Raw genomic sequence first — 24,442 nt, 5'->3', positions numbered from 1 at the left:
CGCGGCGGCGCTCGCCGCGGCGCTCGCGCGCTACAACCTGCATCTCTACTCGAACTACCACCCGCAGGCGGACTGGTACCTCCAGGACCTGGAACACTACGCGTGCGCGAAGGGGTGCCAGCTGCTGTTCTTCTTCGCCCACGTCCCCGAGCACGTTCCGGTGCTGGCCACCATGCTGGCGCATCGGTGGATGGTGGACGGGGAGCGCAGCGGCGGGCTCGACGCCTACGACAACAGCGGTGATGTCTTCTGGCGGACGGCGGTGACGAACCGCATGCTGCACGCGCCGGAGGAGGTCCAGGCCTGGTTCGACGACCCGGTCTTCGCGCATGTGCGGGGCGCGACGAAGCGGGAGACGGCGCGCCAGGTCGCGGCCCACCGCAAGCAGGGCCGGCCGGTCCGTTCACGGGGGGCTCGCGCCTGATCGGCCCCTGCAGGGACGTGCGCAGCCTGCCTGACGCTCAGGCGGCGAGCGGTCGCCTCGAAGGCGGGCAGGGCGTCCGGCTCCGTCGGGTCCTGCTCTGCGCCCCGCGCGGCACCCGACTCAGCCGCCGGCCGGGATGCGCGCGATGACCTTGATCTCGAAGTCGAAGCCCGCGAGCCAGGTCACGCCGACCGCCGTCCAGTTCGGGTAGGGGGCCTCGCCGATCACGCCGTCGCGCACCCGCATCATCGTGTCGAACTGCGTCGCCGGGTCGGTGTGGAAGGTCGTCACGTCGACGACGTCGTCGAAGGTGCAGCCGGCCTCCCGCAGCACGGCCGACAGGTTGGCGAAGGCCCGCGCGACCTGGGCCTCGAATTCCGGCTCGGGCGAGCCGTCCTCGCGGCTGCCAACCTGGCCGGAGACGAACAGGAGGTCGCCGGAGCGGATCGCCGCCGAGTAGCGGTGCTTCGCGTAGAGGGCCTGCCGGCCGGGAGGAAAGACGGCGTCGCGTTTCGATTGGGCCTGCGCCATGGATCACTCGCTCGATCTGAGATACGGAACGTATGCGAGAAAAGCACGGATACGCGGCGTATGTCAATTCGCATACGCGTCGTATGTCGAGAAAGGTGGTCAGGGTGGCCGGACGACGCGCGCAGATGATGGCGGAGACGAAGGGAAAGCTCGTCCGGGCAGCGAGGAGCGCCTTCGCGGCCCGGGGCTACGCCGGGGCCTCGATGGACGACCTGACGGCCGAGGCCGGTCTGACGCGGGGCGCGCTCTATCACAATTTCGGCGACAAGAAGGGCCTGCTCCAGGCCGTCATCGACCAGATCGACGCCGAGATGGCGGCGCGCCTGCGGGTGATCGGCGAGCGGGCGGAGACGCCCTGGCTCGGCCTCCTCGACGAGTACGAGGCCTATATCGAGATGGCGCTGGAGCCGGAGATCCAGCGCATCCTGCTCCTCGACGGTCCGGCGGTGCTCGGCGATCCGTCGCGCTGGCCGAGCCAGAACGCCTGCCTCGCCGAGACGACGCGGCGCATCCGGTCCCTCGTCGACGACGGCGCGATTCCGGCCGTGGACGCGGAGGCCGCCGCCCGGCTCCTCAACGGCGCCTCGCTCCACGCCGCCCTCTGGGTCGCGGCGTCGCCGGAGCCGGAGGTGACGTTAGGCAAGGCGCTCGATGCGTTCCGGCGGCTCGCGGAGGGGCTGGCGCGCCCTTGAGCGCACATCGTCCGGTACAGGGCAGTGTCTTCTGCCGTCGCTCACGGGCCGAGGAGAACCCGCGCCCTTTCCCGGACGAGTGTAGCGTCAGCGGAGGGAGATCCGGGAAAGGGGGAGTGGGTCACGACGGAGCGTCGCGCGCCGACACGCATCAGCCTTCGTCGTGCCAGCCCCTAACTTGACACCCGCCCCCGCGCCCCCCACTCTCACCGGCTCCCAGGGGAGCCTCGCGAGGAGGCTGAGATTCCGCCGGTCCGGACCCGTCCGGGCGCCGCGGTGACCCTATGAACCTGATCCGGGTCATGCCGGCGTAGGGATGCGGGACCGGCACGGCCGCGGGGCCGACGACGCCGTCTTTTCGCGCATGATCTCCGCCGAGCATGGCCGTCCCCCGGCGAAGGGCGCGAGGTGGCCGTCATGTCGCAAGCGGAGATCGTGGACGCCCTTCTCGCCTTCATCGGGCGGCCGGGCGCGACCGACGCGGAGTTCGAGGCGCTGGCGCTGCGGCTGTTCGCCTACCAGTTCGCGCACAACGCGCCCTACCGTCGCTTCGCGCAGCAGCGCGGGCGCACGCCGCTCACGGTGCGGCGCTGGCGCGACGTCCCGGCGGTGCCGATCAAGGCGTTCAAGGACCTGACCCTGAGCTGCTGCCCGCCGGAGGCGGCCGAGCGGGTGTTCATGACGAGCGGCACGACCGGGAGCGGGCGGGGCCGCAGCTACCACCCGACGCTGGCGGTCTACGACGCCTCGATGCTGGCGGGCTTCCGGGCGCGCGTCATGCGCGAGCGCGAGCGGATCCGGATGGGCATCCTGTTTCCCGACGAGGCGGCGCTGCCGAACTCGTCGCTGGCCCACTACCTGGCGCTGGCGCGGGAGCAGTGCGGCACGCCGGACAGCGCGGTCCTCGTCGGCTCCGCCGGCCTCGACCTCGACGCGCTCCTGCGGGCGCTCGGCGAGGCCGAGGCGTCGGGCGAGCCCTACGCCCTGCTCGGCGCGACCTACGCCTTCGTGCCGGTGATGGACGCGCTGGCGGAGCGAGGCCGCCGCTTCGGCCTGCCGGCGGGCAGCCTGATCTTCGACACCGGCGGCTTCAAGGGCCAGTCGCGGGAGATCGACCCCGACACCTTCTACGACGGGCTCTCGCACGCCTTCGGCGTGCCGCGCGACGCCTGCCTCAACATGTACGGCATGACCGAGCTGAGCACCCAGTTCTACGACGACGGCAACGCGGTTTGCCCTCCGGTGAAGTCCGGCCCGCACTGGATCCGCAGCCGCGTCGTCGATCCCCTCACCGGCGCGGACCTGCCGGAGGGCGAGACCGGCGTGCTGGTCCACCACGACCTCGCCCATTTCAACTCCGTCTCGGCGATCCTGACCGAGGATGCCGGGGTGATCGCGCCCGGCGGGTTCAGGCTGCTCGGCCGGGTCGAGGGCTCGGCGTCCCGCGGCTGCTCGGTCGCGGTGGCCGAGTTCCTGGCCGCGGCGCAGGCATGAGCGATCTGGAGCAGGCCGGCCATCTGCCGGGGATTCCCGCCGACGCGGTCGGCCGGCGCATCGTCGCGCACGAGGCCTGGGGCGAGACCGTCGCGGTGGCGCTGCCGTCCTTGAGCGAGGAGCAGGCGAAGGCCCTGTGCGGCCATGTCCGCATCCGCGCCCGCGACACCCTGCGCCGGATGGAGACCGCCCGCATCGTCGCCGCCATCGACCGGGCGAGCGCGTGCCTGCTCGATCGATCGCACCCCCTGCGCCGCAAGGCGGAGGCGCTCTTGCCGGTCGTCACCGGCTACGACCGCGAGACCGTCCGCCTCGGCCTGACGAGCACCCTCAAAACCTTCCGGCGGCCGCAGCTGCTGCGCTTCCTCGCCGAGGATTTCTTCAACCCGGGCGTGCTCGACGGCTTCCAGCCGGCGGTGAAGGGCGGCTTCGTGCGGGCGCAGGGGCCCGCGCTGCTGCTGCACGTGTGGGCCGGCAACGTTCCGGCCCTGGCGCTGTGGAGCCTCGTCGCCGGCCTGCTGGTCAAGTCGGGCACGGTCGGCAAGCTCGCATTGGCCGAGCCGCTCACCGCCGGCTGGTTCGCGCGAGCGATCGCCGAGGCCGATCCCGAACTCGGCGAGTGCCTCGCCGTCACCTGGTGGAAGGGCGGCGCCGGCGCGGTCGAGGCGGTGTTTCTGCGCGAGGCCGACTGCGTCATGGCCTATGGCGGCAACGAGACGCTGGCGGCCTTGCGGGCCAAGGTGCCGGTCGCGACCCGGTTCCTGCCGCACGGCCACCGCATCGGCTTCGCCATGGTCGCCCGCGAGGCGCTGGACAGCCGCCGCGCCGGCCCGCTGGCGCGGCTCGCCGCCCACGACGTCGTCCGCTACGAGCAGCAGGGCTGCTACGCGCCGCAGATGCTGTTCGTCGAGCGCGGCGGCGCGGTCGCGCCGGGCGAGTTCGCCCGCCACCTCGCCCACGCGCTCGCCGCGACGGCGAGCCGCCACCCGCGGCGGCGGCTCGAGGCGGGCGAGGCCGCCGCCATCGCGGCCTGGCGCAGCGCCTACGAGATGCGGGCCCTCGAGGGGGAGGGCCCGTCGGGTGGCACCGAGCTCCTCGGCGACCTCGCCGATCCCTGGAGCGTCGTCCACCTCGACGCCGCGACGCCCCTGAGCCCGTCCGGCCTCAACCGCACCGTCGCGGTCGTGGCGGTCGACGATCTCGCGGAGGTCTCAGGGCTGGTCGCTCCCCACCGCGCCTATCTCCAGAGCGCCGGGATCGCCGCCGCGCCCGCGAGGCTGTTCCGGCTGGCGGACGATCTCGCCGGGATCGGCGTCACCCGGATCTCGGCCCTCGGTCGCATGACCGCGCCGGAGGCCGGCTGGCACCATGACGGCCGCTTCAGCCTGCTCGACCTCGTGACCGTGACGGAGATCGAGCACAGCGCCGAGGCGGCGGCGGAAGGGTTCGCGCCCTATGCCGACTGACGCCTTCCTCGCCCTCGAGGGGGTGCGCTACCGCTTCCCCGGGGACGCGGCCGCCACCGTCGACGGCGTCGACTGGGCGATCCCCCGTGGGACGATCCACTGCCTCCTCGGCCGAAGCGGCTGCGGCAAGACCACGCTGCTCAAGCTCGCCGCCGGCCTGCTCGCCCCCGACGCGGGCACGGTCCGCATCGACGGGGCGGTGGTGCGCGGCCCGTCCCCGCGGGTCGGCTTCGTGTTCCAGGCCCCGACCCTGCTCGAGTGGCTCTCCGCCCTCGACAACGTGCTGCTGCCGGTCTCGCTCAAGCGCCGGCCCCGCGCCGCCGACCGCGAGGCGGCCCGCGACCTCCTCGCCGCGATGGGCCTCGGCGATCTCGTCGAGCGGCGGCCCGCCGCCCTGTCGGGCGGGCAGCAGAGCCGCGTCGCGATGGCCCGGGCGCTCATCGCCGCGCCGGACCTGCTGCTCCTCGACGAGCCCTTCGCCGCCCTCGACGCGCTGACCCGCGAGGAGCTGCAGGACGACCTCCTGCGCCTCTGCGCCGCGCGCGGAACGGCGGCCCTGTTCGTCACCCACGACATCGCCGAGGCGGTCTACCTCGGCGACCGGATCGGCGTGATGGCGGCCGGGCACCTGATCCACGAGGGCGCGGTGCCGCTGCCGCGGCCGCGGCCCGCAGGGATCCGCTACGAGGCGGCCTTCGGGGCGGCCTGCCGGCGCCTGCGCGCGATCATGGACGGCCCCTCCCCTTCCGTCGGGCGGGCGGCGTGAGGGCGCGCCTCGCCTCCGCCCTGCTGCTGGCGGGCCTGCTGATCGCCTGGGAGGCGTGGTGCCGCTCAGGCCGGGTCTCGCCCCTCGTCCTGCCGGCGCCCTCCGGCGTCGCCGAGACCCTGTGGGGCGAGGTCGCCTCCGGTCGGCTCTGGCCGCACCTGCGCGTCACCGTGACCGAGATGGCGCTCGGCCTTGCCGCCGGAACCGGTCTCGGCCTCGGCGCCGGCGTCCTGCTTGCCGAGTGGCCGGCGCTGCACCGGGTGCTGCGCCCCTACGTGCTGGCGAGCCAGCTGGTGCCGAAGCTGGCGCTGGGGCCCCTGCTGATCCTGTGGTTCGGCTTCGGCCTGACCCCGACCGTGGTGATCACGGCGCTGATCTGCTTCTTCCCGCTCTTCGAGAACACGCTCACCGGCCTGCAGCAGGTCGATCCGGCCAGCCGCGAGCTGTTTCGGATGCTGGGCGCGAGCCGGGGCCAGACCCTGTTGCGGCTGAAGCTGCCGGCGGCCCTGCCGGTGATCCTGGCGGGGTTCCGCGTCGCCATCGTGCTCGCCCTGGTGGGGGCGGTGGTGGGCGAGTTCGTCGGCGGGCGCCAGGGCCTCGGCGCCTCGATCATCGCCGCCCAGAGCGTGATGGATTCGAGCCTGATCGTCGCGCTGTTCGTGGTGATCACCGGGCTTGGGATGGTGTTCTACGAGGCCGCGCGGGGGCTCGAGGCCCTGATCCTGCGGCGCTACGCGAGAGGTTGACCATGTCCGTCCTGCGCTGCCTGCGCGCCCTGCCGCTCCTCGCCCTCGCCTGGCTCGCCCCGCCGGCGGCGGCGCAAAGCGCCGACACGGTGACGGTCGCCGGCTGGAGCCAGCCGATCAGCGAGATCACCAACCTCCTGGCCGAGCCCGACCACGGGCTGTTCAAGGCGCGGGGCATCGCCCTCGACTACGTGCCGGGCAACGGCGGCGGCTCGGCGATCCAGGCCCTGCTGGCGGGCCAGGCGGACGTCGCCTTCACCGATCCGGCCTCGTTCTACCTCGCCCTCGACAAGGGCGCCGACCTGGTCGCGATCTACAACATCTACCCGCAGAACGTGTTCAACGTCGTCTCCCCGAAGGCCCGCGGCATCCGCTCCGCCGCCGACCTCAAGGGCAAGCGCGTCGGCGTCTACAGCCTGGCGAGCGGCACCCGCCAGCACCTGCTGCTGCTGCTCTCCGCCGCCGGCCTCAAGGAGACCGACGTGACGGTCGAGGTCACCGGCCTCCTCAACTTCGCCCCCCTGATCCAGGGCCAGGTCGACGCCACAGCGGCCACCGATACCGGCCTGCTCGTCGGCCGCGCCAAGGGCCTCGGCGAGGTCGACGTGATCGCGGTGCGCGACCACCTGAACCTGCCGAGCGACATCTTCGTGGTGACGCGGAAGGACTACGAGGGAAAGAAGCCGCTGCTCAGGCGCTTCCTCGCCGCCTACCGGGACTCGGCGGCCTGGATGATCGCCAAGCCCGACGAGGCGGCGCGCCTGGCCGTCACGCGGGCGATCAACGGGCGGGATGAGGCGATCAACCGCGAGGTCATCAGCCTGCGCAACCTGTCCAGCGTGTCGCCGACCACCGAGCGCGAGGGCCTCGGTCATTTCGATCCTGCCGTCCTGCAGCAGGGGGCCGACACGTTTCGCCAGCTCGGACTCGTCACCCGCGCCCTCGACATGGCTCATGTTGTCAGGAGCGACCTGATCCCTCCGAAGGGAGGCCCGCAGGAGGTTTCGACGGAGGGCAAGCCGTGAGGTTCCGCGACCGCGCTGTCCTGGTCACGGGGGCAAGCCGCGGCATTGGCGCTGCGGTCGCCACCGCCCTCGCGGCGGAGGGCGGCCTCGTGATCGTCAATTACCGCCAGGATGCCGCTGCCGCCGAGGCGGTGGCCGAGCGCTGCCGGGCGCTCGGTGGGCAGGCGCTGGCGGTCGCCGCCGACGTGACCGACCCGGCGGCGGTAGCAGCGCTCGCGGAGCGGATCGCCGAGGAGGTCGGCCGCCTCGACGCGATCGTCAACAACGCCTTCGCGCCCTACCGCTTCGATCCCGACCACCGCCCCCGCTTCCGCGACACGCCCTGGGAGGCCTACCAGCGCCAGTTCGACGGCGCGGTGCGGGCGGCCTACACGGTCGTCCAGGCCCTGCTCCCGCTCATGACCCGGCGCAGCGGCGGCAGCATCGTCAACCTGGCGAGCGACCTCGTGGCGCGGCCCAGCATCCCCTACCACGACTACACCACCGCCAAGGCGGCCCTCATCGGCTTCAGCCGCAACCTCGCGGCCGAGCTTGGGCCGATCGGCGTGCGGGTCAATTGCGTGGCGCCGGGCCTGGTCTATCCGACGGCAGCGAGCCGGGACACGCCCGAGGAGGTGCGCGAGGCGCTGATCGCCCAGACGCCGCTCCGCCGTCTCGCGACCACGGAGGACGTGGCCGGCCCGGTGCTCTTCCTCGCCGGCGACGAGAGCCGCTTCGTCACCGGGCAGGTTTTGTACGTGGATGGCGGGCTGGTGATGGGGTGAGGGATCGGACCTTCGGGCAGGAGACCCGCTGACGTTTCGACCACTCAGGGTCATCCCGGGGCCGCGAAAGCGGAGCCCGGGATCCAGAACCGCTGAAGGTGCAGGGAAGTGCGGCTTGCGTGCCGCTTCATCCTGAACAACCTGAGTGTCTGGATTCCGGGCTCCGCTTTCTCGGCCCCGGAATGACGATGGAGAGTGATACCGCAGCACCGTCGAACGGACTCGTTCGGGTGTGCCGGGCAAGCCCGAATGCCTCTGCGCCGAAGGCGCCAGGCGCGGATGCGTCGGACGCATTGCCGTCGACGCGTCCGAGGGTGGGACGGAGCGAGCAGGCGGCAGAGCATTCGCTCACACCCCGAACCGCAGCCCCTCCCGCTCGTAATCCTCCCGCACGCATTGCAGGATCAGCCCGATCTCCGGCGACGGATCGTTCTTGCGGTAGCTCATGATGACCGGGATCAGCGCCCGCTCCTCGTCGAGCGGCCGGTAGGCGACGCCGTCGCGGCGCAGGCGCTCGATCGAGGCGGGGACGACGCACACCCCCGCTTCCGCCGCGACGAGACCGAGCGCGGTCTGCAGCTCGCGCACCTCGTGGATCACCGGCGGGCGCACGGCGTGCTCGCGGAAGAGCGCCAGGATGCGGTCGGCGTTGTTGGGCCGGGCGCTCTTCGGGTAGAGGATCAGCGCCGTGTCGGCGAGGTCGCGCAGGCGCAGCGGGCCCGGCGGGTGCGCGGCGTCCCAGGCCATCGGCACGGCGACGATCAGCTTCTCGTTGCGCAGGAGCACCCGGGCGATCGCCGGGTCCTCGATCTCGACGCGGCCGAAGCCGACATCGATGCGGCCCTCCTTCAGCGCCGCGATCTGCTCGAGCGTCAGCAGTTCGAGCAGCGTCAGGTCGACGTCCGGGCGCTTGAGGCGGTAGCCGCGCAGGATCTCCGGCAGGCGCCCGTAGAGCGTCGAGGCGACGAAGCCGACCCGGAAGCTGTTGCGCTCCGCCAGGCGCAGGCGCCGGCCGGTCTCGCGCAGGTCGTCGACCCGTTCCAGGATCTGCAGCGCCTGCTCGTAGATCACCCGCCCCGGCTCGGTCAGCCGCACCGGGCGCGAGCCGCGCTCGATGAGGGCGAGGCCGAGATCCTCCTCGAACTGCTGGACCTGCTTGCTCAGCGCCGGCTGGGCGACATGCATCGCCTCCGCCGCGCGGGTGAAGCTCTGCTCCCGGGCGACGGCCACGAAGTAGCGCAGGTGGCGCAGCTCCAATCATTCCTCCCAGGAATGGTTTTGTTCCCAATCGGTCTTGGACGCCGGTATGCCCGTTCCTTAGAACTGGAGAAAGAGGAAACGCTCAGGAGCGGGCGGGGCTCGGGACGGGACAGTCCGGACGAGCACCACGCCAACCCTGCGCGAAGACGAGAGACAGATCAGAGCCGGCCGCGCACCGCGTGGACCGGCAACGACCTCCCTCGTCTCACAACAGCCGACGCGGCAGGGAGAACATCATGCTGGAAGATCTGCATCAGGTCGTCGAGGGCGCGGTCGAGGAGAACGCCGAGACCGGCATCTATCGCTGCCGGCGGGACATCTTCACCGATCCCGACATCTTCGAACTGGAGATGCAGCACATCTTCGAGGGCAACTGGATCTACATGGCCCATGAGAGCCAGATCCCGAACCCGAACGACTACTTCACCACCTTCATGGGCCGCCAGCCGGTGGTGATCACCCGCAATCGCAAGGGCGAGCTGCAGGCCTTCGTCAATGCCTGCAGCCACCGCGGCGCGATGGTGTGCCGGCACAAGCGCGGCAACAAGGCGACCTTCACCTGCCCGTTCCACGGCTGGACGTTCAGCAACGGCGGCAAGCTCCTCAAGGTCAAGGATCCGGACGGCGCCGGCTACCCCGAGAGCTTCAACCGCGACGGCTCGCACGACCTGACCAAGGTGGCGCGGTTCGAGAACTACCGCGGCTTCCTGTTCGGCAGTCTCAACCCCGACGTGAAGCCGCTGACCGAGCATCTCGGCGAGGCGACGAAGATCATCGACATGATCGTCGACCAGTCGCCTGACGGGCTCGAGGTCCTGCGCGGCTCCTCGACCTACGTCTTCGACGGCAACTGGAAGCTCCAGACCGAGAACGGCGCCGACGGCTACCACGTCAGCGCGACGCACTGGAACTACGCCGCCACCACCAGCCGCCGCAAGGAATCGCACGTCGTCGACAAGACCCGCGCCATGGATGCGGGCGGCTGGGCCAAGCAGGGCGGCGGCTTCTACTCGTTCGAGCACGGCCACCTCCTGCTCTGGACCACCTGGTCGAACCCGGAGGACCGGCCGAACTGGGACCGGCGCGGGGAACTGGCGGACTCCTACGGCCAGGCGATGGCGGACTGGATGATCAACCGCTCGCGCAACCTCTGCCTCTACCCGAACGTCTACCTGATGGACCAGTTCTCGTCGCAGATCCGGACCTACCGGCCGATCGCGGTCGATAAGACCGAGGTGACGATCTACTGCATCGCGCCCAAGGGCGAGGCGCCCGACGCCCGGGCCCGGCGCATCCGCCAGTACGAGGACTTCTTCAACGCCAGCGGCATGGCGACCCCGGACGACCTGGAAGAGTTCCGCGCCTGCCAGATCGGCTATCGCGGCCGCGCGGCGCGGTGGAACGACCTCTGCCGCGGCGCCACCCACTGGATCGAGGGGGCCGACGAGGGCGCGAAGGCGATCGGGCTGAAGCCGCTGCTCAGCGGCGCCAAGACCGAGGACGAGGGCCTGTTCGCGATCCAGCACCGCTACTGGATGGACACGATGCGCCGGCACCTGCCGTAGCGCGGCGCCCCCAAAACCCTCCCCCCTCCGCGGGGGAGGGGTCGGGAGCCGGACCCATTCGATCAACCGAACACCAGCGGCGCCGGCCCTCCGGGGCGCCGAGCGCCCCCGCACGCCCTTAAAGGAGCCCCCGATGCCCCTCACCCTGGAGCAGGTGCAGCAGTTCCTCTACCGCGAGGCCCGCTACCTCGACGACCGCGACTTCGACGCCTGGCTCGCGCTCTACGCCCCCGACGTCGAGTTCTGGATGCCGTCCTGGGACGACGACGACCAGCTCGTCACCGACCCGCAGCGCGACGTCTCGCTGATCTACTACGACAGCCGCAGCGGGCTCGAGGACCGGGTCTTCCGCATCCGCACCGAGCGGTCGAGCGCCACCAGCCTGCCGGAGCCGCGCACCTCGCACAATATCGCGAACGTCGAGATCCTCGAGCAGGACGCCACCACCTGCAAGCTTCGCTTCAACTGGCTCACCTTCAACTATCGCTACAAGACGGTCGATACGCATTTCGGCACGTCGTTCTACACGCTCGACACCAGCGACGAGGCCCCGCTCATCAAGAACAAGAAGGTCGTTCTGAAGAACGACTACATCCACCACGTCATCGACGTCTATCACATCTGAGGAGGAGCGCCGTGTCGACTGTCGCGCTCAATTTCGAGGACGGGGTCACCCGGTTCGTCGCCTGCCGCCCGGGCGAGACGGTGGCCGACGCCTCCTACCGCCTCGGCATCAACATCCCGCTCGATTGCCGGGACGGCGCCTGCGGCACCTGCCGGGTCTTCTGCGAATCCGGCCGGTTCGACCCGGGCAGCTACATCGAGGACGCGCTCACCGACGAGGAGGCGGCGCAAGGCTACGGCCTCGCCTGCCAGATGCGGCCGCAGAGCGACCTCGTGCTCGCGGTGGCGGCGTCCTCGGAGGTCTGCAAGACCAGGGCCGCGGCCCTGAAGGGCACCATCGCGGCGGTGCGGCGGCTCTCCGACACCACCTTCGGGCTCAGCGTCGAGACCGAGGAGCCGGTCGGCTTCCTGCCTGGGCAGTACGTCAACATCGCGGTGCCGGGCAGCGGGCAGGCGCGGTCCTACTCGTTCAGCTCGGTCCCGGGCATCGGCCGGGCCGAGTTCCTGATCCGCAACATCCCGGGCGGGCTGATGAGCACCTACCTCGCGGAGGGCGCCGAGGAGGGCGCCGGCCTCGACCTGACCGGGCCCTCGGGCAGCTTCTACCTGCGCGAGATCCGCCGCCCGGTGCTGATGCTCGCCGGCGGCACCGGCCTCGCGCCGTTCCTGTCGATGCTCGGCAAGATCGGCGAGACCGGCGCCAATCAGCCGATCCACCTCGTCTACGGCGTGACGCACGACGCCGACCTCGTCGAGACGGAGGCGCTCGAGGAGGCGGCAGGCAGGATCCCGGGCTTCAGCTTCGCCACCTGTGTCGCCTCGCCGGAGAGCGGGCACCCGAAAAGGGGCTACGTCACGGAGCACCTGGCGGACGAGCACCTGCACGGCGGCGACGTCGACACCTACCTGTGCGGCCCGCCCGCGATGGTCGACGCGGTCCGCCGCGCCTTCTCCGAGCGGGGGCTGACGCCCGCGAGCTTCCACTACGAGAAGTTCTCGGCGAGCGGCGTCGGGGGCCAGGCATGACCGCCCCCCACAGCGCCGTCGCGCCGGGGCGCTTCTCGGCCAAGGTCGCGGTGGTGACCGGCGCCGCGCAGGGCATCGGCCGCGAGGTCGCCCTGCGGCTCGCCCGGGAGGGCGCCGCCCTCCTCCTCACCGACCGCTCGGAGATCGTCGAGGAGACGGCGGCCGCGTGCCGCGACCTCGGCGCCAAGGCCGCGGTGCAGCTCGCCGACGCCGAGACGTTCGAGGGCTGCGAGGGCGTGATGAACGCCGCGGCCGAGCGGTTCGGGCGCCTCGACGTGCTCGTCAACAATGTCGGCGGCTCGATCTGGTTCAAGCCGTTCGCGCACTACGCCCCGCACGAGGTCGAGGCCGAGATCCGGCGCTCGCTCTTCCCGACCCTGTGGTGCTGCCGGGCGGCGCTGCCGCACATGCTCGCGGGCGGGGCCGGCAGCATCGTCAACGTCTCGTCGGTGGCGACGCGCGGCGTCAACCGCGTTCCTTATGCCGCCGCCAAGGGCGGGGTGAACGCGCTCACCGCCTGCCTGGCGTGGGAATACGCCGCCCACGGCATCCGGGTGAACGCGGTGGCGCCGGGCGGCACCGAGGCGCCGCCCCGTCGGGTGCCGCGCAACCCGAACCCGCCGAGCGACCAGGAGCGCGCCTGGATCGCCGAGGTGGTGGCCCAGACCAAGGCGTCGAGCCTGATGGGCCGCTACGGCACCGCCGCCGAGCAGGCGGCCGCCATCCTGTTCCTCGCCTCCGACGAGGCCTCCTACGTCACCGGCGTCACGCTCCCCGTCGCCGGTGGCGACCTCGGCTGACCCCGTTTCAACCAAGCAGAAGAGAGGAAACGCTGATGTCCAAGATCGCTGATTCCGCCGAGGCGCAGGCCCTGTTCGACAAGGTCGCGGGCCTCTCGACCGAGGCCGGCAACCCCCGCATCAAGGAGATCGTGCGCCGCGTCGTCGAGGATGCCTGCCGGATCGTCGAGGACCTCGACGTCACCCCGAGCGAGTTCTGGACCGCGATGAGCTACCTGACCGAGACCGGCCAGGCCAACGAGTTCGGGCTGCTCATGCCGGGGCTGGGCATCGAGCACTTCATCGACCTGTGCATCGACGCCAAGGAGCGGGCGGCCGGGATCGAGGGCGGGACGCCGCGCACCATCGAGGGCCCGCTCTACGTCGCCGGCGCGCCGCTGACGAAGGGCGAGGCGCGCCTCGACGACGACCCGGAGGACGGCGAGGTGCTGATCGTCGAGGGCCAGGTCACGGGCCAGGGCGGCGCCCCCGTCGCCGGCGCCATCGTCGACGTCTGGCATGCCAACACGCTCGGCAACTACTCGGTGTTCGACCGCAGCCAGAGCACATGGAACCTGCGCCGGCGCATCGAGGCCGACGCGGAGGGCCGCTACCGCTTCCGCAGCATCCTGCCCAAGGGCTACGGCTGCCCGCCGCACGGCCAGACCCAGAAGCTCCTCGACCAGCTCGGCCGCCACGGCCAGCGCCCGGCCCACATCCACTTCTTCGTCTCCGGCCCCGGCCACCGGCAGCTGACGACGCAGATCAACCTCTCGGACGACCCCTACCTCCACGACGACTTCGCCTTCGCCACCCGCGACGGGCTGATCGCCGAGGTGGTGCGCGTCACCGATCCGGCGGCGCTGACGGCGGCGGGGCTGAACGAGCCGTTCTCGTCGATCCGCTTCGACTTCACCCTCAACCCCGAGGTGGCGCACGCCCCCGACCCGGTGGTGGTGCGGCCGCACGCCGAGGCCGCCTGAGGCGAGGGCCTCTCCCCCGGCGACGCGCTGCCCGGGGGAGAGGCCTCTCCACCAACACCCCACTCCCCTGCCCCGGACGACTGACACGAAGTGGAAGGAGATCCGGGATCCAGCACAAAACGTCGCGAAGCGCCCGGATGTCTGCAACGGTGCAATAAGCAGAGCCGATTCGCGGCACTTCCTCTGCTGGATCCCGGATCTCATTCCACTTCGTGTCAGTCGTCCGGGACGGGGACAGGTGCTGAAGCACTGCGCCCCGACGCCCGCTCTTGACATCCATTGTCGCGGCTCCCGCCGCCCACACCCCGAGACGCCCCATGCTCGCGAAGAACCAGCTCCACGACGCCGTGCGGCACGCCCCCACCCGAGACCTCGCGGTGGCGGAGATCCGCACCACGATCGTGGACGTGCCGACCGTGCGCAAGCACAAGCTCTCCCAGACCTCGGTCACCGCGCAGAGCTACGTCATCGTCCAGGTGCGCCTCGCCAACGGCGTCGAGGGCATCGGCGAGGCGGCGACGCTCGGCGGGCCGCGCTGGAGCGAGGAGAGCGTCGAGGGCATCAAGGCCACCATCGACACCTATCTCGCGCCCGCCCTGCTCGGACAGGCCGCCGACCGCTTCGTCACGGCGGGCGAGCGCCTGGACGCGGCGGCCAAGCGCAACAACGCCGCCAAGGCGGCGCTCGAGACCGCCCTGTTCGACGCCGTCGGGCAGAGCCTCGGCCTGCCCGTCGCGGCTCTGCTGGGCGGCGCGGTGCGCACCAGCTTCCCGGTGCTGTGGACGCTCGCCTCCGGCGATCCCGACCAGGAGATCGCGGAGGCCGAAGGAAAGCTCGCGGCGCGGCTGCACCGCACCTTCAAGATCAAGATCGGCGCCCAGTCGCCGGAGGCCGACCTCGCCCGGCTGACACGCCTGTCGAAGGCGCTGGCCGACCGCGCCACGCTCATCGTCGACGCCAACCAGGCCTGGGACGAGACCACGGCGCGCCGCTGCCTGCCGCGTCTCGCCGGTCTCGGCATCGCCCTCGTCGAGCAGCCGCTCCCGGCCTGGAACGTCGCCGGGATGGGCCGCCTGCGGGCGCAGGGCGGCATGCCGCCGCTGCTCGCCGACGAGTGCGTGTTCACCCCGCACGACATGCTGGCGGTCGCGGAGGCCGCCGCGGCGGATGCGGTGTCGCTCAAGCTCGTGAAGCACGGCGGCCTCGTCGGCCTGCGGAAGGTCGCGGCGGTGGCCGAGGCCGCCGGGATCGGGCTCTACGGCGGCTGCCTCCTGGAAAGCTCTGTCGGCGCCGCGGCCCATCTGCACGCCTTCGCAGGGTTACGCGAACTGGCCTGGGGCTGCGAGCATTTCGGGCCGCAGATCCTCACCGGCGACCTCGTCACCGAGCCCCTGCGCTTCCACGACTTCGCGGTGCACCTGCCCGACGGCCCCGGCCTCGGCGTCACCCTCGATCCCGACAAGCTGCGCCACTACGCGAGGAGCTGATCCCATGCTGTACTGCGTCGAGATGGACGTCGCGATCCCGCACGGCCTCGATCCTGATCAAGTCGCGAAGCTGAAGGCCGACGAGAAGGCGAGAGCCCAGGATCTCCAGCGCCAGGGCAAATGGCGCCACCTGTGGCGGGTCACCGGTCGCTACGCCAACATCAGCGTGTTCGACGTCGAGAGCCACGACGAATTGCACGACATCCTGTCCGGCCTGCCGCTTTTTCCGTTCATGACGATGCGCGTGACCCCGCTCGCGCGCCACCCCTCGGCGATCGGCTGAACGCGAGCGGAGAGCGAGCCAACTCCTGCCACTCCCACCCTCCGCGTCGTTCCGGGGCTCGCCGAAGGCGAGAGCCCGGGATGACGATGCAGGGCATGAATTCCGTCGATCATGTCGGCGGATCCCGACGCCATCAGGCGCAAGATCAAGAAAATCCCAAACAAATCCCCGAGGAGGAAACCCACCCGTGCCCCAGCCACGCAGCATCGACGTCCAGGACGTCATCAACCGCCACGGAGTCTCGCGATTCCAGATCCGGATCGTGCTCCTGTGCTTCCTCGTCGTCGCCATCGACGGGTTCGACACCGCCGCGATCGGCTACATCGCCCCGGCGCTGCGCGCCCAGTGGGGGGTGAGCCAGGCGCAGCTCGCGCCGCTGTTCGGCGCCGGGCTGTTCGGCCTGATGATCGGCGCCTTCCTGTTCGGGCCGCTCGCCGACCGGGTCGGCCGCAAGGCGATGCTGATCGTCACCACCGCCTTCTTCGGCCTCGCCAGCCTCGCCTCGGCCTGGTCGACCTCGATCGAGATGCTGACGGTGCTGCGCTTCGTCACCGGGCTGGGCTTGGGCGGCGCGATGCCGAACGCCATCACGCTGACCTCCGAGTATTGCCCGGAGCACCGCCGCTCGTTCCTGACCATGGCGATGTTCTGCGGCTTCACCGTCGGCTCGGCGCTCGGCGGCTTCGCGGCGGCGCACCTCATCGCCGATTACGGCTGGACCTCGGTGCTGGTGCTCGGCGGCGTCCTGCCCCTCGCCGCGGTCCCGCTGCTCGTCGTGGGCCTGCCCGAGTCGGTGCGCTTCCTCGTCCTCAAGCAGGCCCCGGCGGAGACGGTGGCCAGGCTCCTGCGCCGCATCGCCCCGGCGGAGGACTTTTCCGGCGCGGTCTTCACCGGCATCGCCAAGCCGAAGGGCTCGCCGATCGGCCAGCTCTTTCAGCCCGGCCTCGTCGCCGGCACGCTGTGCCTGTGGCTCACCTTCTTCATGAGCCTCCTGATCTTCTACCTGCTGTCGAGCTGGCTCCCCACCATCATCAGCAGCGCCGGCCTCACACTCAAGGAAGCCTCCCTCGTCACCGTGATGCTCGCCACCGGCGGCACGGTCGGCGGGCTGGTGCTCGGCGCGCTGATGGACCGGGCGAACCCGCACGTCGTCCTCGGCCTGTCCTACCTCGCCGCCGCCGGCTTCGTGGCGCTGATCGGCAGCTCGACCGGCTCGGTCGCCCTCCTGGTGATCGCGGTATTCGGCGCGGGGTTCTGCGTCGCCGGCTCGCAGATCGGCATCAACGCGCTCTCGGCGAGCTACTATCCGACCGCGAACCGGGCGACCGGCGTCGCCTGGGCCAACGCGGTGGGCCGCGTCGGCTCGGTGGTCGGCTCGATGGTCGGCGCCTCGCTGATCGGGCTCGGCCTCGGGCTGCCCGCGACCTTCGGCATCGTGGCCGTGCCGGCCCTGATCGCCGCGGCGAGCATCACGCTCAAGGGCCGGCTCGGCACGCCCGCCGCGCGCCTCGCCCCGGCACTCCAGAGCACCTGACCCGAGCACCTGAACCCAGGCCGGCCCCGCGAGAGGCCGGCTCGATCCTGCGAACCATCAGGGAGAAAGACCCGTGCTGCCGACACCCCCCGCCTCCCGGAACCCCCTGCGCGTCGCCGTGATCGGCGGAGGCATCGGCGGGCTGACCCTCGCCCTCGCCCTGCGCCGCCGCGGCCTCGCCGCCGCGGTCTACGAGCAGGCGGCGGAGCTCGCCGAGATCGGTGCCGCCGTCGCGCTCTCGGCCAACGCGACGCGCGAGCTTGAGCGCCTCGGCCTCGGAGCGGGCCTCGCCGCGGTCTCGACCGAGCCGACCGAACTCATCTACCGCGACGGGCGCAGCGGCGCCCGGGTCGCCGCCTTCCCGGTCCGCGACGGCGGCGCCTACCGGGCGCGGTTCGGGGCGCCGTATTACGGCGTCCACCGGGCCGACCTGCAGCAGGTCCTGAGCGGGTCCCTCGCCGGCGAGGGCCTGCATCTCGGGCATCGCCTCACCGCCCTCGACCAGCGCGGCGACGTGATGGCGCTCACCTTCGCGAACGGCGCCGAAGTCGAGGCCGACCTCGTCATCGGCGGCGACGGCGTGCGCTCGGTGGTGCGGCGCTGGATCACCGGCGGCGAGAAGGTGCGCTACTCCGGCACCAGCGCCTTCCGGGGCGTGGTCCCGATGGGCCTGCTGCCGAGCCTGCCTGACCCCGAGGCGATCCAGTTCTGGATGGGGCCGGACGCCCACCTGCTGCACTATGCCATCGGGGGAGAGGCCGATTCGGTGAACTTCTTCGCCGTGGTCGAGGGTCCGGAGATGTGGACGTCCGAGCGCTGGCTGACCGGCATCGCGGCGGGCGAGCATCGCGCGGGCTTTTCCGGCTGGCATCCGGCGGTGATCGAGATGCTCGACGCGCTGCCGCAGACCCAGCGCTGGGGGCTGTTCGTGACCGATCCGCTGCGGCGCTGGCACCGGGGGCGGGCGGTGCTGATGGGCGACAGCGCCCACGCCATGCTGCCCCACCACGGCCAGGGCGCCAACACGACGATCGAGGACGCCGTCACGCTGGCGGAACTTCTCGCGGCGGGAGGCGCGCGCGACCTCGATCGCATGATGCGGCGCTACCAGGGCCTGCGGCAGGCCCGCACCCGCACGATCCAGCGCAGCGCCTGGGCGACGAACCGGCTGCTGCACCTGCCCGACTCCGTGGGTGCCGCGGAGCTGGCGCAGCGCGACGCCCGGATGGCGCGCTTCCCCGAGGATTTCGGCTGGATCCACGCCTTCGACGCGCGGGCCGCCGTGGCTGAGGTCATCGCGGGGGAGTCGAGGGCCGCGTGACGCGGACTCGGCGCCCCGCCCGGTGGCGCAGGGCCTGGTCGAGCAGCACCCCGGCCGTCCCGCGGCGAGCACCGGGCGCTTGCCGGCCTGGACGGAGAGGCTTGCGGCTTGCGCATCGGCCCCGGCTCGTGCGCGCCGCAGCCCGCCTCGAACGGCGCCCGGGAGCGCGGGGGCTGTCGAAAGGCCGTGCGCAGGATCTCCGGGCCCAGGCCCGGCACTGCCCGGCGCGCAGGAGGTCCAGGGACATCGTCGGCGTCGCGCGTCAGCCGCCGCCCGGCGCCGCCCCGTCGATGGCCTCGCAGGCGCCCGCGACCCCGTTCTCGGACCGCATCAGCACCTGCACCTCGCGGCAGGCCTGCGCCACCGCGGCCGAGCCCACCAGCGCCTCGATCGCGCGCCGCGCCCGGCGGGCGGTGAAGCGCCAGCGGCCGAGCGAGGCGCCGACCCCGAGGCGCACCACCCGCTGCGCCTCGTCGGCGTGGTCGAAGGCCACCGGCACGATCAGTTGCGGGCAGCCGGCCGCCAGGGCCTGCGCCACCGTGCCGACCCCGCCATGGTGGATCAGCGCCGCGCAGGCCGGCAGCAGACGGCTCAGCGGCGCGTAGGGCACGTGCCGTACCCCGGGCGGCAGGTCGGCCGGGATCTCGTCGGCCCGGCCGGCGAGCAGGAGGCCGCGCCGTCCCGACAGCCGGCACACCTCCGCGGCGGTGGCGAAGAACGCCTGCGCGCCGGACATCGCCGAGCCGTAGGTGAAGACCAGCGGCGCCGGCCCGGCGCGCAGGAAGGCGGCGAGGTCCGGCGCCAGGTCCTCGGCATCGCCGTAGGTGTCGGCGAGCGGAAAGCCGACCTGGGTGAGCTGCGCCGGCCAGTCGGCCTGCGGCGGGGCGTACCAGTCCGGCACGGTGAGGAGCACCCGCTCGGGGCTGTGCCACCAGTGCCGCAGCCGCTTGACCGGGGCAAGGCCGAGCCCGGCCCGGAAGGCATTGAGCGGCGGCAGGGCGGCGGGGCCGAGGACGAAGCGGTCGGCGCCGCGGCCGAGGGCGTGGCGCAGGCGCGCCGGCAGCAGCCCGGGCAGGGGCAGGCCCGGCAGCCGGGGCGGGGCGATGCGGCTCTCGACCAGCATCGGCATCAGGTGCAGCGTCGTCAGGGACAGGCCGAGCCGCTCCTGCGCCACCCGGGCCCCGAGCGCCAGGGTGGAGGCGACCACCCGGTCGGTGCCCGGCCGAGCCTGCGCCTCGAGCCAGCGATAGGTCGGCTCCGTCGCTGCCGCCACGGCCTCGAGCATCGCCCGGGCGCCGCGGACCGGGCGCCACAGCGCCGGCTGGCCCACCACCCGGGCGAAATCGGCCTCCGTGCCGATGGCGTGGAACGCCAGGCCGGCGCGGGCGGCCAGGGATCGGAACGGCGCCGGCGCGGCGAGGCGGACCTCCGCCCCCCTCCCTCGCAGCGCCGCGCCGAGGGCGATGACGGGCAGGATGTCGCCGTGGGTGCCGAGCCCGACGAGGAAGACGCGCCGGTCCGCGCCATTCACCATGTCAGCACTCTTCCGCCCACGCCGGCGGCCGGGACTCCCGTGGGGCGTGGCTGCTGCGCTCCGGTCATGTCCTGCTCCCGATCGCGGGGCGGCAGCTCCGGAGAGCTGTCGCCGGCCCGGGTGCGAGGTTCGGTGCCGGAAGGTCCGAGGGTCAATTAACATTGTGTAAGAAAAATTTTCGAAGACGAGATACATTGCCGCCGATCATCACCTCCGTGATGCCCGCCTCTGTTTCGACATACAGACCGGCAGGATGCGGAAATGTTCGCGGTCGGGCCGGAATCGCCGGATCCGGCGCGCTGTGCGTCGGCCGGTGGCGCGGGCGGGCCGCTCCTGCACGGCCGGAAGAGGCCGGGCGGCCGCACTATGCCGTGAGGCCTAGGCTGTACGCCCGAGTGTTTCAGCCATGTTTCGGGCACTACTTGCGCGCGTATGATTGCGATGCTCGACAAGACGACGGCCGCCGACGGCCCTCCCCCCGCCTCCGCGCGCAGCGCGGATCTCCTCGCGCACGTCCTGCGGGACCTCGCCCTGTCCTACGAGGCGGAATGCCCGGGTGGCTTCGCCCGGTTCCGGCAAGCCCTGTCGGTCGAGTCCCTCGCGGTCATCGCCCGCTTCAGCGGCTCCGCGGCGAGCGACGAGGCCGCCCTGGCCCTGGCGCGGCAGGTGCACGAGACGCTGCTCGACGTCGAGGAAGACGTCTGGGCGCTCCACACCGCGACGCATTGAGCCCGCGCGGACCGGCCCCCCGACGGGGGGGCCGGTCCCGCTACTCCGCCGCGACGCCCGGCAACCCGGCCTGCGCCGCGTGCAGGCGCCGGTAGGCGCCGTCCGCCTTCACCAGGGCGTCGTGCGAGCCCTGCTCCAGGATGCGCCCCTCCGACACCACGACGATGCGGTCGGCGTGCCGGATGGTGGCGAGGCGGTGGGCGATGACGAGGGTCGTGCGCCCGCGCGTCAGGTCGTTGAGGGCCTGCTGGATCTCCCGCTCGGTCTGTGTGTCGAGGGCCGAGGTCGCCTCGTCGAGGATCAGGATCGGCGGGTTCTTGAGGAAGACCCGGGCGATCGCCAGGCGCTGCTTCTGGCCACCGGAGAGCTTCACGCCGCGCTCGCCCACCACCGTGTCGAGGCCCTCGGGCAGCGTCGCGATCAGCGCGTCGAGGCGGGCCCGGTGCGCCGCCTCCAGGATCTCGGCCTCGCCCGCGTCGAGCCGGCCGTAAGCGATGTTCTCGCGGATCGTGCCGGCGAACAGGAAGACGTCCTGCTGCACGATGCCGATCTGGCCGCGCAGGGACGCCAGGGTCAGGTCGCGGATGTCGTGCCCGTCGATCGTGATGCGCCCGCCCTCGACCTCGTAGAAGCGCGGCACCAGCGAGCACAGGGTCGTCTTGCCGGCACCCGACGGGCCGACGAAGGCCACGGTCTCGCCCGCGCGAACCGCGAGGTCGATGCCGTCGAGGACCTGCCGGCCGTCGCCGTAGCCGAAGCGCACGCCCTCGAAGCGGATCTCGCCGGTGAGCGGCGGCGCCGCGACGGCGCCCGGGCGGTCGACGATGTCGGGGGTCGTCGCGAGCAGCGCCATGTAGCGGCGGAAGCCCGCGATGCCCTTCGGATAGGTCTCGACCACCGCGCTGATCTTCTCCAGCGGGCGGTAGAACACCCCGACGAGGAGCAGGAAGCCGACGAAGCCGCCGGCGCTGAGGTCGCCCCGCACCACGTAGGCGGCGCCGCCGAGCAGCACCACGATCTGGACGAGGCGCATCCCGAGATAGTTGATCGACAGGCTCGCCGCCATGATCCGGTAGGCCTCGAGCTTGGTGGTGCGGTAGCGCAGGTTGTCGGCGGCGAACAGGCGCCGCTCGTGGGCCTCGTTGGCGAAGGCCTTCACCACCCGGATGCCGCCGACATTCTCCTCGATGCGGGCGTTGAAGGCGCCGACGCGGCCGTACTGCGCCTGCCAGTTGCGCGTCATCCGCCCGCCGTAGCGCACCGTGACGAAGGCGATGACCGGCAGGATCGCGGCGGTCATCAGCGCCAGCGGCGGGTGGACGAGGAGCATCAGCCCGAAGGCGCCGATGAGCGTCATCACGGCGATGAACAGGTCCTCGGGCCCGTGATGGGCGACCTCGCCGATCTCCTCGAGGTCCTTCGTCACCCGCGCGACGAGGTGGCCGGTCTTCTGGTTGTCGAAGAAGCGGAACGACAGCGTCTGCAGGTGGTCGAAGGCGCGGGCGCGCATCGTGGTCTCGATGTTGATGCCGAGCACGTGCCCCCAGTAGGTCACCACCACCATGAGCCCCGCATTGGCGACGTAGAGCGCCGCGAGCCCGGCCGCGGCGAGCAGGATCAGGCCCCAGTCCTGCCGCGGCAGCAGCACGTCGACGAAGGCCTTCACGGCCATGGGAAAGCCGAGCTCGAGCAGGCCCGACAGGATGGCGCAGCCGAAATCGAGGAGGAACAGGGCCCGGTGCGGCCGGTAATAGGCGAGGAAGGCCTTCAGCATGACGATCCGGTCGGAGGTGGGATCAGGAGGTGTGGCCGGCCCGCGGCGTGGGGGCCGGGCAGGCGGTCCGCCGGGGAGGCCTGCGGGCTCCTGATAAGCGGGAAACCTCGCGCGCGACAGGGTTGCCGGCCGCGACCATCGGGCCGCGGGCCGGACCCGGACCGCATCCGGCCCCGGAGGTGTCGCTCATGCTGCCGGCGATGCGCGGCGTGCGGCCCCTGATCCGGTGTTCGGCGCGGGGCACCGCCTCATCGGCAGCCGAGGGCGTAAAGCCGCGTGGCGAACGCGCCGCCCTCGCCGAGGGAGACCGTCGCGGCCGACCGGGCCCTGCGCCCGGCGCCCAGGTCGCAACGGTCCGTGAACACGTCGCGCAGGATCTGGACCGGGGCGGCGCTCGCGCGGTCGGGATCGAGCCTGACCGCTGTCACCGCGGTCGCGACCTCGCCCATGTTCATGAAGGTCGATTCGAGCAGCACCTCGCTCCGTCCGTCCCGGTCGGCGTCGGCCGCCGCGACGAGGCGCTGGTACTGAACGTCGGCGGGCAGCCGGAAGAAGCGCGCCGGCGCGTCCTCCCCGAGCAACACCAGGACGGGCGCCACCGCCTTCGGAAACGGATCGATCGCGACCGGCCTCGACGCCTGGACGAGGTAGATGCGCTCGCGTGCGCCCTGCCGGCTGAAGGCGCCCGCCGCGTCGCCCAGCACGACGAAGGTCCGGCCGATCTCGTCCCGCAGCGACGCCGGCGCCTGCTCGGCCATCGCCCGATCGAGGCGCGCCCGCTCGGACGGCGAATACCGGGGCTCCCGGGTGCGGAAGGCCTGGTCCCTGTAATCGAGGACGGGCCGCGTCTCCGCGAGGGCGCCGCCGGCGAGGCCGATCCCCGCGAGGGCGAGCGTGACGGCGAGGCGTTTCACGGCGCGTCTCCCAGGTAGCCGATCAGCGGACCGCGACCCGGGCGAGGTCATCCCGCGCCCGGCGGCTGTCCGCCGGGGTCGGCGGCGGCCGGAGAGCGCGGTGAAGGCCTGCGAGGCCGGTGACGCGCACGCCCTTGAGCCTCCCTGGCAGCATGCCGATGCCGGCAAGGACCTGCGGCACGCATCGGGCGAGATGATGGCCGACGGCTTCGGGGCGACGGCTCGACGGGGATCGCCGGATGCACGGGAGGACGGGGCCGGCCGCGTCGCCCGCCTATCGCGTCGTCGCCCTCGCCCGTCAGAACCGGACCGTCTCGCTGCCGTTCACTGCCCGCACCGTGCCGCTCGGCCGTCCCTTCGTCCCGACGAGCGCCAAGTGGCGCTCGGCCCCCGGCGCGAGGTGGAACCAGTTGTCGGAGGGGCGCCCCTCGCCGTCGAACGCGACGTGCACGCCGAGGGCGTGCCGCTCGGCGGAAACCCGCAGGTTCAGCCCGCCGCGCTCCTCGCCGAGGGCGGCGGAGAGGCCGAGCTCCCGCGGCGTCGCGTCCCGGCCGGCCGGGAAGTGGAAGGCCTCGGCGAGGAACGCCCCGTCGCGGTCGGTCAGCCGCAGATGCGCCAGGGTGTGGGCCGCCGGGCCGAAGCGGTAGGCGGTGGTCGCGTCGAAGAACCGGCCCAGCAGCGCCGTCGAGGTCAGGGTGACGGCCGCGCGCGGCCCGAGCGA

24 protein-coding genes and 1 riboswitch are annotated in these 24,442 nt (G+C 72.2%); of the genes, 18 read left to right on the top strand and 6 right to left on the bottom strand.

Annotated features, from left to right (window positions below):
• Nucleotides 1-424: hypothetical protein (locus VQ02_RS38170; protein ID WP_048444639.1), on the top strand; the 424-nt coding region annotated here is incomplete at its 5' end.
• A 120-nt stretch (nucleotides 425-544) separates the two neighbouring features.
• On the opposite strand, the gene VQ02_RS13075 is transcribed toward VQ02_RS38170, so the two are convergent.
• Entirely contained in the window at nucleotides 545-955 is a 411-nt protein-coding gene (locus tag VQ02_RS13075; RefSeq protein WP_048444638.1) for a RidA family protein, read from the bottom strand.
• A 128-nt stretch (nucleotides 956-1,083) separates the two neighbouring features.
• On the opposite strand from VQ02_RS13075, the gene VQ02_RS13070 reads away from it, so the two are divergent.
• The 7 genes from VQ02_RS13070 to VQ02_RS13040 all read left to right on the top strand — a co-directional run bounded on the left by VQ02_RS13070 (nucleotide 1,084) and on the right by VQ02_RS13040 (nucleotide 7,908).
• Entirely contained in the window at nucleotides 1,084-1,647 is a 564-nt protein-coding gene (locus tag VQ02_RS13070) for a TetR/AcrR family transcriptional regulator (RefSeq protein ID WP_048444641.1), read from the top strand.
• A gap of 208 nt (nucleotides 1,648-1,855) precedes the next feature.
• Nucleotides 1,856-1,981, top strand: a riboswitch (TPP riboswitch).
• A gap of 83 nt (nucleotides 1,982-2,064) precedes the next feature.
• A complete protein-coding gene (locus VQ02_RS13065; RefSeq protein ID WP_048444637.1) occupies nucleotides 2,065-3,141 on the top strand; it encodes a LuxE/PaaK family acyltransferase in 1,077 nt (358 codons plus the stop codon).
• On the top strand, nucleotides 3,138-4,607 hold the full coding sequence (locus VQ02_RS13060; RefSeq protein WP_048444636.1) for an acyl-CoA reductase: 1,470 nt from the start codon (nucleotides 3,138-3,140) through the stop codon (nucleotides 4,605-4,607). Before VQ02_RS13065 ends, VQ02_RS13060 begins: the two co-directional genes overlap by 4 nt.
• Nucleotides 4,597-5,373 (top strand): ABC transporter ATP-binding protein, encoded by a 777-nt coding sequence (locus tag VQ02_RS13055; protein WP_048444635.1) that lies wholly within the window; start codon nucleotides 4,597-4,599, stop codon nucleotides 5,371-5,373. The genes VQ02_RS13060 and VQ02_RS13055 overlap by 11 nt, the downstream gene beginning before the upstream one ends.
• On the top strand, nucleotides 5,370-6,119 hold the full coding sequence (locus VQ02_RS13050; protein ID WP_048444634.1) for an ABC transporter permease: 750 nt from the start codon (nucleotides 5,370-5,372) through the stop codon (nucleotides 6,117-6,119). Before VQ02_RS13055 ends, VQ02_RS13050 begins: the two co-directional genes overlap by 4 nt.
• 2 nt (nucleotides 6,120-6,121) lie before the next feature.
• Complete coding sequence (locus VQ02_RS13045; RefSeq protein ID WP_048444633.1) at nucleotides 6,122-7,144, top strand: ABC transporter substrate-binding protein; 1,023 nt, start codon at nucleotides 6,122-6,124, stop codon at nucleotides 7,142-7,144.
• A complete protein-coding gene (locus VQ02_RS13040; protein ID WP_048444632.1) occupies nucleotides 7,141-7,908 on the top strand; it encodes a glucose 1-dehydrogenase in 768 nt (255 codons plus the stop codon). Before VQ02_RS13045 ends, VQ02_RS13040 begins: the two co-directional genes overlap by 4 nt.
• 348 nt (nucleotides 7,909-8,256) lie before the next feature.
• Here the strand turns inward: VQ02_RS13040 and VQ02_RS13035 are convergent, their stop codons facing one another.
• Nucleotides 8,257-9,165: a LysR family transcriptional regulator gene (locus VQ02_RS13035; RefSeq protein WP_048444631.1), complete on the bottom strand. Its 909-nt coding sequence runs from the start codon at nucleotides 9,163-9,165 to the stop codon at nucleotides 8,257-8,259.
• Between the two features lie 239 nt (nucleotides 9,166-9,404).
• Here VQ02_RS13035 and benA point away from each other — a divergent pair, with 239 nt between their 5' ends.
• The 9 genes from benA to VQ02_RS12990 all read left to right on the top strand — a co-directional run bounded on the left by benA (nucleotide 9,405) and on the right by VQ02_RS12990 (nucleotide 18,770).
• Nucleotides 9,405-10,733: a benzoate 1,2-dioxygenase large subunit gene (gene benA, locus VQ02_RS13030; RefSeq protein ID WP_048444630.1), complete on the top strand. Its 1,329-nt coding sequence runs from the start codon at nucleotides 9,405-9,407 to the stop codon at nucleotides 10,731-10,733.
• 133 nt (nucleotides 10,734-10,866) lie between these two features.
• Entirely contained in the window at nucleotides 10,867-11,358 is a 492-nt protein-coding gene (gene benB, locus VQ02_RS13025) for a benzoate 1,2-dioxygenase small subunit (RefSeq protein WP_048444629.1), read from the top strand.
• 11 nt (nucleotides 11,359-11,369) lie between these two features.
• Nucleotides 11,370-12,383: a benzoate 1,2-dioxygenase electron transfer component BenC gene (benC, locus tag VQ02_RS13020; RefSeq protein WP_048444628.1), complete on the top strand. Its 1,014-nt coding sequence runs from the start codon at nucleotides 11,370-11,372 to the stop codon at nucleotides 12,381-12,383.
• The gene (locus tag VQ02_RS13015; RefSeq protein WP_048444627.1) at nucleotides 12,380-13,183 is read left to right on the top strand and encodes a 1,6-dihydroxycyclohexa-2,4-diene-1-carboxylate dehydrogenase; all 804 of its coding nucleotides are present in this window, start codon (nucleotides 12,380-12,382) and stop codon (nucleotides 13,181-13,183) included. Before benC ends, VQ02_RS13015 begins: the two co-directional genes overlap by 4 nt.
• 35 nt (nucleotides 13,184-13,218) lie before the next feature.
• Nucleotides 13,219-14,145, top strand: a complete 927-nt coding sequence (gene catA / locus VQ02_RS13010; RefSeq protein ID WP_048444626.1) for a catechol 1,2-dioxygenase — start codon at nucleotides 13,219-13,221, stop codon at nucleotides 14,143-14,145.
• Between the two features lie 317 nt (nucleotides 14,146-14,462).
• Complete coding sequence (locus VQ02_RS13005; RefSeq protein ID WP_048444625.1) at nucleotides 14,463-15,632, top strand: muconate/chloromuconate family cycloisomerase; 1,170 nt, start codon at nucleotides 14,463-14,465, stop codon at nucleotides 15,630-15,632.
• Between the two features lie 4 nt (nucleotides 15,633-15,636).
• Entirely contained in the window at nucleotides 15,637-15,915 is a 279-nt protein-coding gene (gene catC / locus VQ02_RS13000) for a muconolactone Delta-isomerase (protein WP_048444624.1), read from the top strand.
• 187 nt (nucleotides 15,916-16,102) lie between these two features.
• Nucleotides 16,103-17,449, top strand: a complete 1,347-nt coding sequence (locus tag VQ02_RS12995) for an MFS transporter (protein ID WP_048444623.1) — start codon at nucleotides 16,103-16,105, stop codon at nucleotides 17,447-17,449.
• Nucleotides 17,450-17,522: 73 nt separating this feature from the next.
• Nucleotides 17,523-18,770, top strand: coding sequence for an FAD-dependent monooxygenase (locus tag VQ02_RS12990; RefSeq protein ID WP_245239718.1), 1,248 nt, complete (start codon nucleotides 17,523-17,525; stop codon nucleotides 18,768-18,770).
• Nucleotides 18,771-19,032: 262 nt separating this feature from the next.
• Here VQ02_RS12990 and VQ02_RS12985 read toward each other — a convergent pair whose 3' ends face one another.
• Nucleotides 19,033-20,304, bottom strand: a complete 1,272-nt coding sequence (locus VQ02_RS12985; RefSeq protein WP_048444622.1) for a glycosyltransferase — start codon at nucleotides 20,302-20,304, stop codon at nucleotides 19,033-19,035.
• 441 nt (nucleotides 20,305-20,745) lie between these two features.
• Between VQ02_RS12985 and VQ02_RS12980 the strand changes: the two genes are divergently transcribed.
• A complete protein-coding gene (locus VQ02_RS12980; protein ID WP_048444621.1) occupies nucleotides 20,746-21,033 on the top strand; it encodes a hypothetical protein in 288 nt (95 codons plus the stop codon).
• Between the two features lie 40 nt (nucleotides 21,034-21,073).
• Here the strand turns inward: VQ02_RS12980 and VQ02_RS12975 are convergent, their stop codons facing one another.
• From VQ02_RS12975 to VQ02_RS38165, 3 genes are all read right to left on the bottom strand, one after another.
• On the bottom strand, nucleotides 21,074-22,807 hold the full coding sequence (locus VQ02_RS12975; protein ID WP_048444620.1) for an ABC transporter ATP-binding protein: 1,734 nt from the start codon (nucleotides 22,805-22,807) through the stop codon (nucleotides 21,074-21,076).
• Between the two features lie 248 nt (nucleotides 22,808-23,055).
• Entirely contained in the window at nucleotides 23,056-23,721 is a 666-nt protein-coding gene (locus VQ02_RS12970) for a hypothetical protein (protein ID WP_048444619.1), read from the bottom strand.
• A gap of 298 nt (nucleotides 23,722-24,019) precedes the next feature.
• A partial coding sequence (locus VQ02_RS38165; protein WP_048444618.1) for a glycoside hydrolase family 2 protein occupies nucleotides 24,020-24,442 on the bottom strand: 423 nt, incomplete at its 5' end.

The organism is Methylobacterium variabile, assembly GCF_001043975.1.
GTDB lineage: Bacteria > Pseudomonadota > Alphaproteobacteria > Rhizobiales > Beijerinckiaceae > Methylobacterium > Methylobacterium variabile.
Note: the sequence above shows the minus strand (reverse complement) of the source record. Positions and strands in the feature narration are given on the sequence as shown.

What these genes read in the sequence shown, in the direction of transcription:
- VQ02_RS13075 (WP_048444638.1), bottom strand. Translation starts at nt 955, where the DNA reads ATGGCGCAGGCCCAATCGAAACGCGACGCCGTCTTTCCTCCCGGCCGG.
- VQ02_RS13070 (WP_048444641.1), top strand. Translation starts at nt 1,084, where the DNA reads ATGGCGGAGACGAAGGGAAAGCTCGTCCGGGCAGCGAGGAGCGCCTTC.
- VQ02_RS13065 (WP_048444637.1), top strand. Translation starts at nt 2,065, where the DNA reads ATGTCGCAAGCGGAGATCGTGGACGCCCTTCTCGCCTTCATCGGGCGG.
- VQ02_RS13060 (WP_048444636.1), top strand. Translation starts at nt 3,138, where the DNA reads ATGAGCGATCTGGAGCAGGCCGGCCATCTGCCGGGGATTCCCGCCGAC.
- VQ02_RS13055 (WP_048444635.1), top strand. Translation starts at nt 4,597, where the DNA reads ATGCCGACTGACGCCTTCCTCGCCCTCGAGGGGGTGCGCTACCGCTTC.
- VQ02_RS13045 (WP_048444633.1), top strand. Translation starts at nt 6,122, where the DNA reads ATGTCCGTCCTGCGCTGCCTGCGCGCCCTGCCGCTCCTCGCCCTCGCC.
- benA (WP_048444630.1), top strand. Translation starts at nt 9,405, where the DNA reads ATGCTGGAAGATCTGCATCAGGTCGTCGAGGGCGCGGTCGAGGAGAAC.
- benB (WP_048444629.1), top strand. Translation starts at nt 10,867, where the DNA reads ATGCCCCTCACCCTGGAGCAGGTGCAGCAGTTCCTCTACCGCGAGGCC.
- VQ02_RS13015 (WP_048444627.1), top strand. Translation starts at nt 12,380, where the DNA reads ATGACCGCCCCCCACAGCGCCGTCGCGCCGGGGCGCTTCTCGGCCAAG.
- catA (WP_048444626.1), top strand. Translation starts at nt 13,219, where the DNA reads ATGTCCAAGATCGCTGATTCCGCCGAGGCGCAGGCCCTGTTCGACAAG.
- VQ02_RS13005 (WP_048444625.1), top strand. Translation starts at nt 14,463, where the DNA reads ATGCTCGCGAAGAACCAGCTCCACGACGCCGTGCGGCACGCCCCCACC.
- catC (WP_048444624.1), top strand. Translation starts at nt 15,637, where the DNA reads ATGCTGTACTGCGTCGAGATGGACGTCGCGATCCCGCACGGCCTCGAT.
- VQ02_RS12985 (WP_048444622.1), bottom strand. Translation starts at nt 20,304, where the DNA reads ATGGTGAATGGCGCGGACCGGCGCGTCTTCCTCGTCGGGCTCGGCACC.
- VQ02_RS12980 (WP_048444621.1), top strand. Translation starts at nt 20,746, where the DNA reads ATGCTCGACAAGACGACGGCCGCCGACGGCCCTCCCCCCGCCTCCGCG.
- VQ02_RS12975 (WP_048444620.1), bottom strand. Translation starts at nt 22,807, where the DNA reads ATGCTGAAGGCCTTCCTCGCCTATTACCGGCCGCACCGGGCCCTGTTC.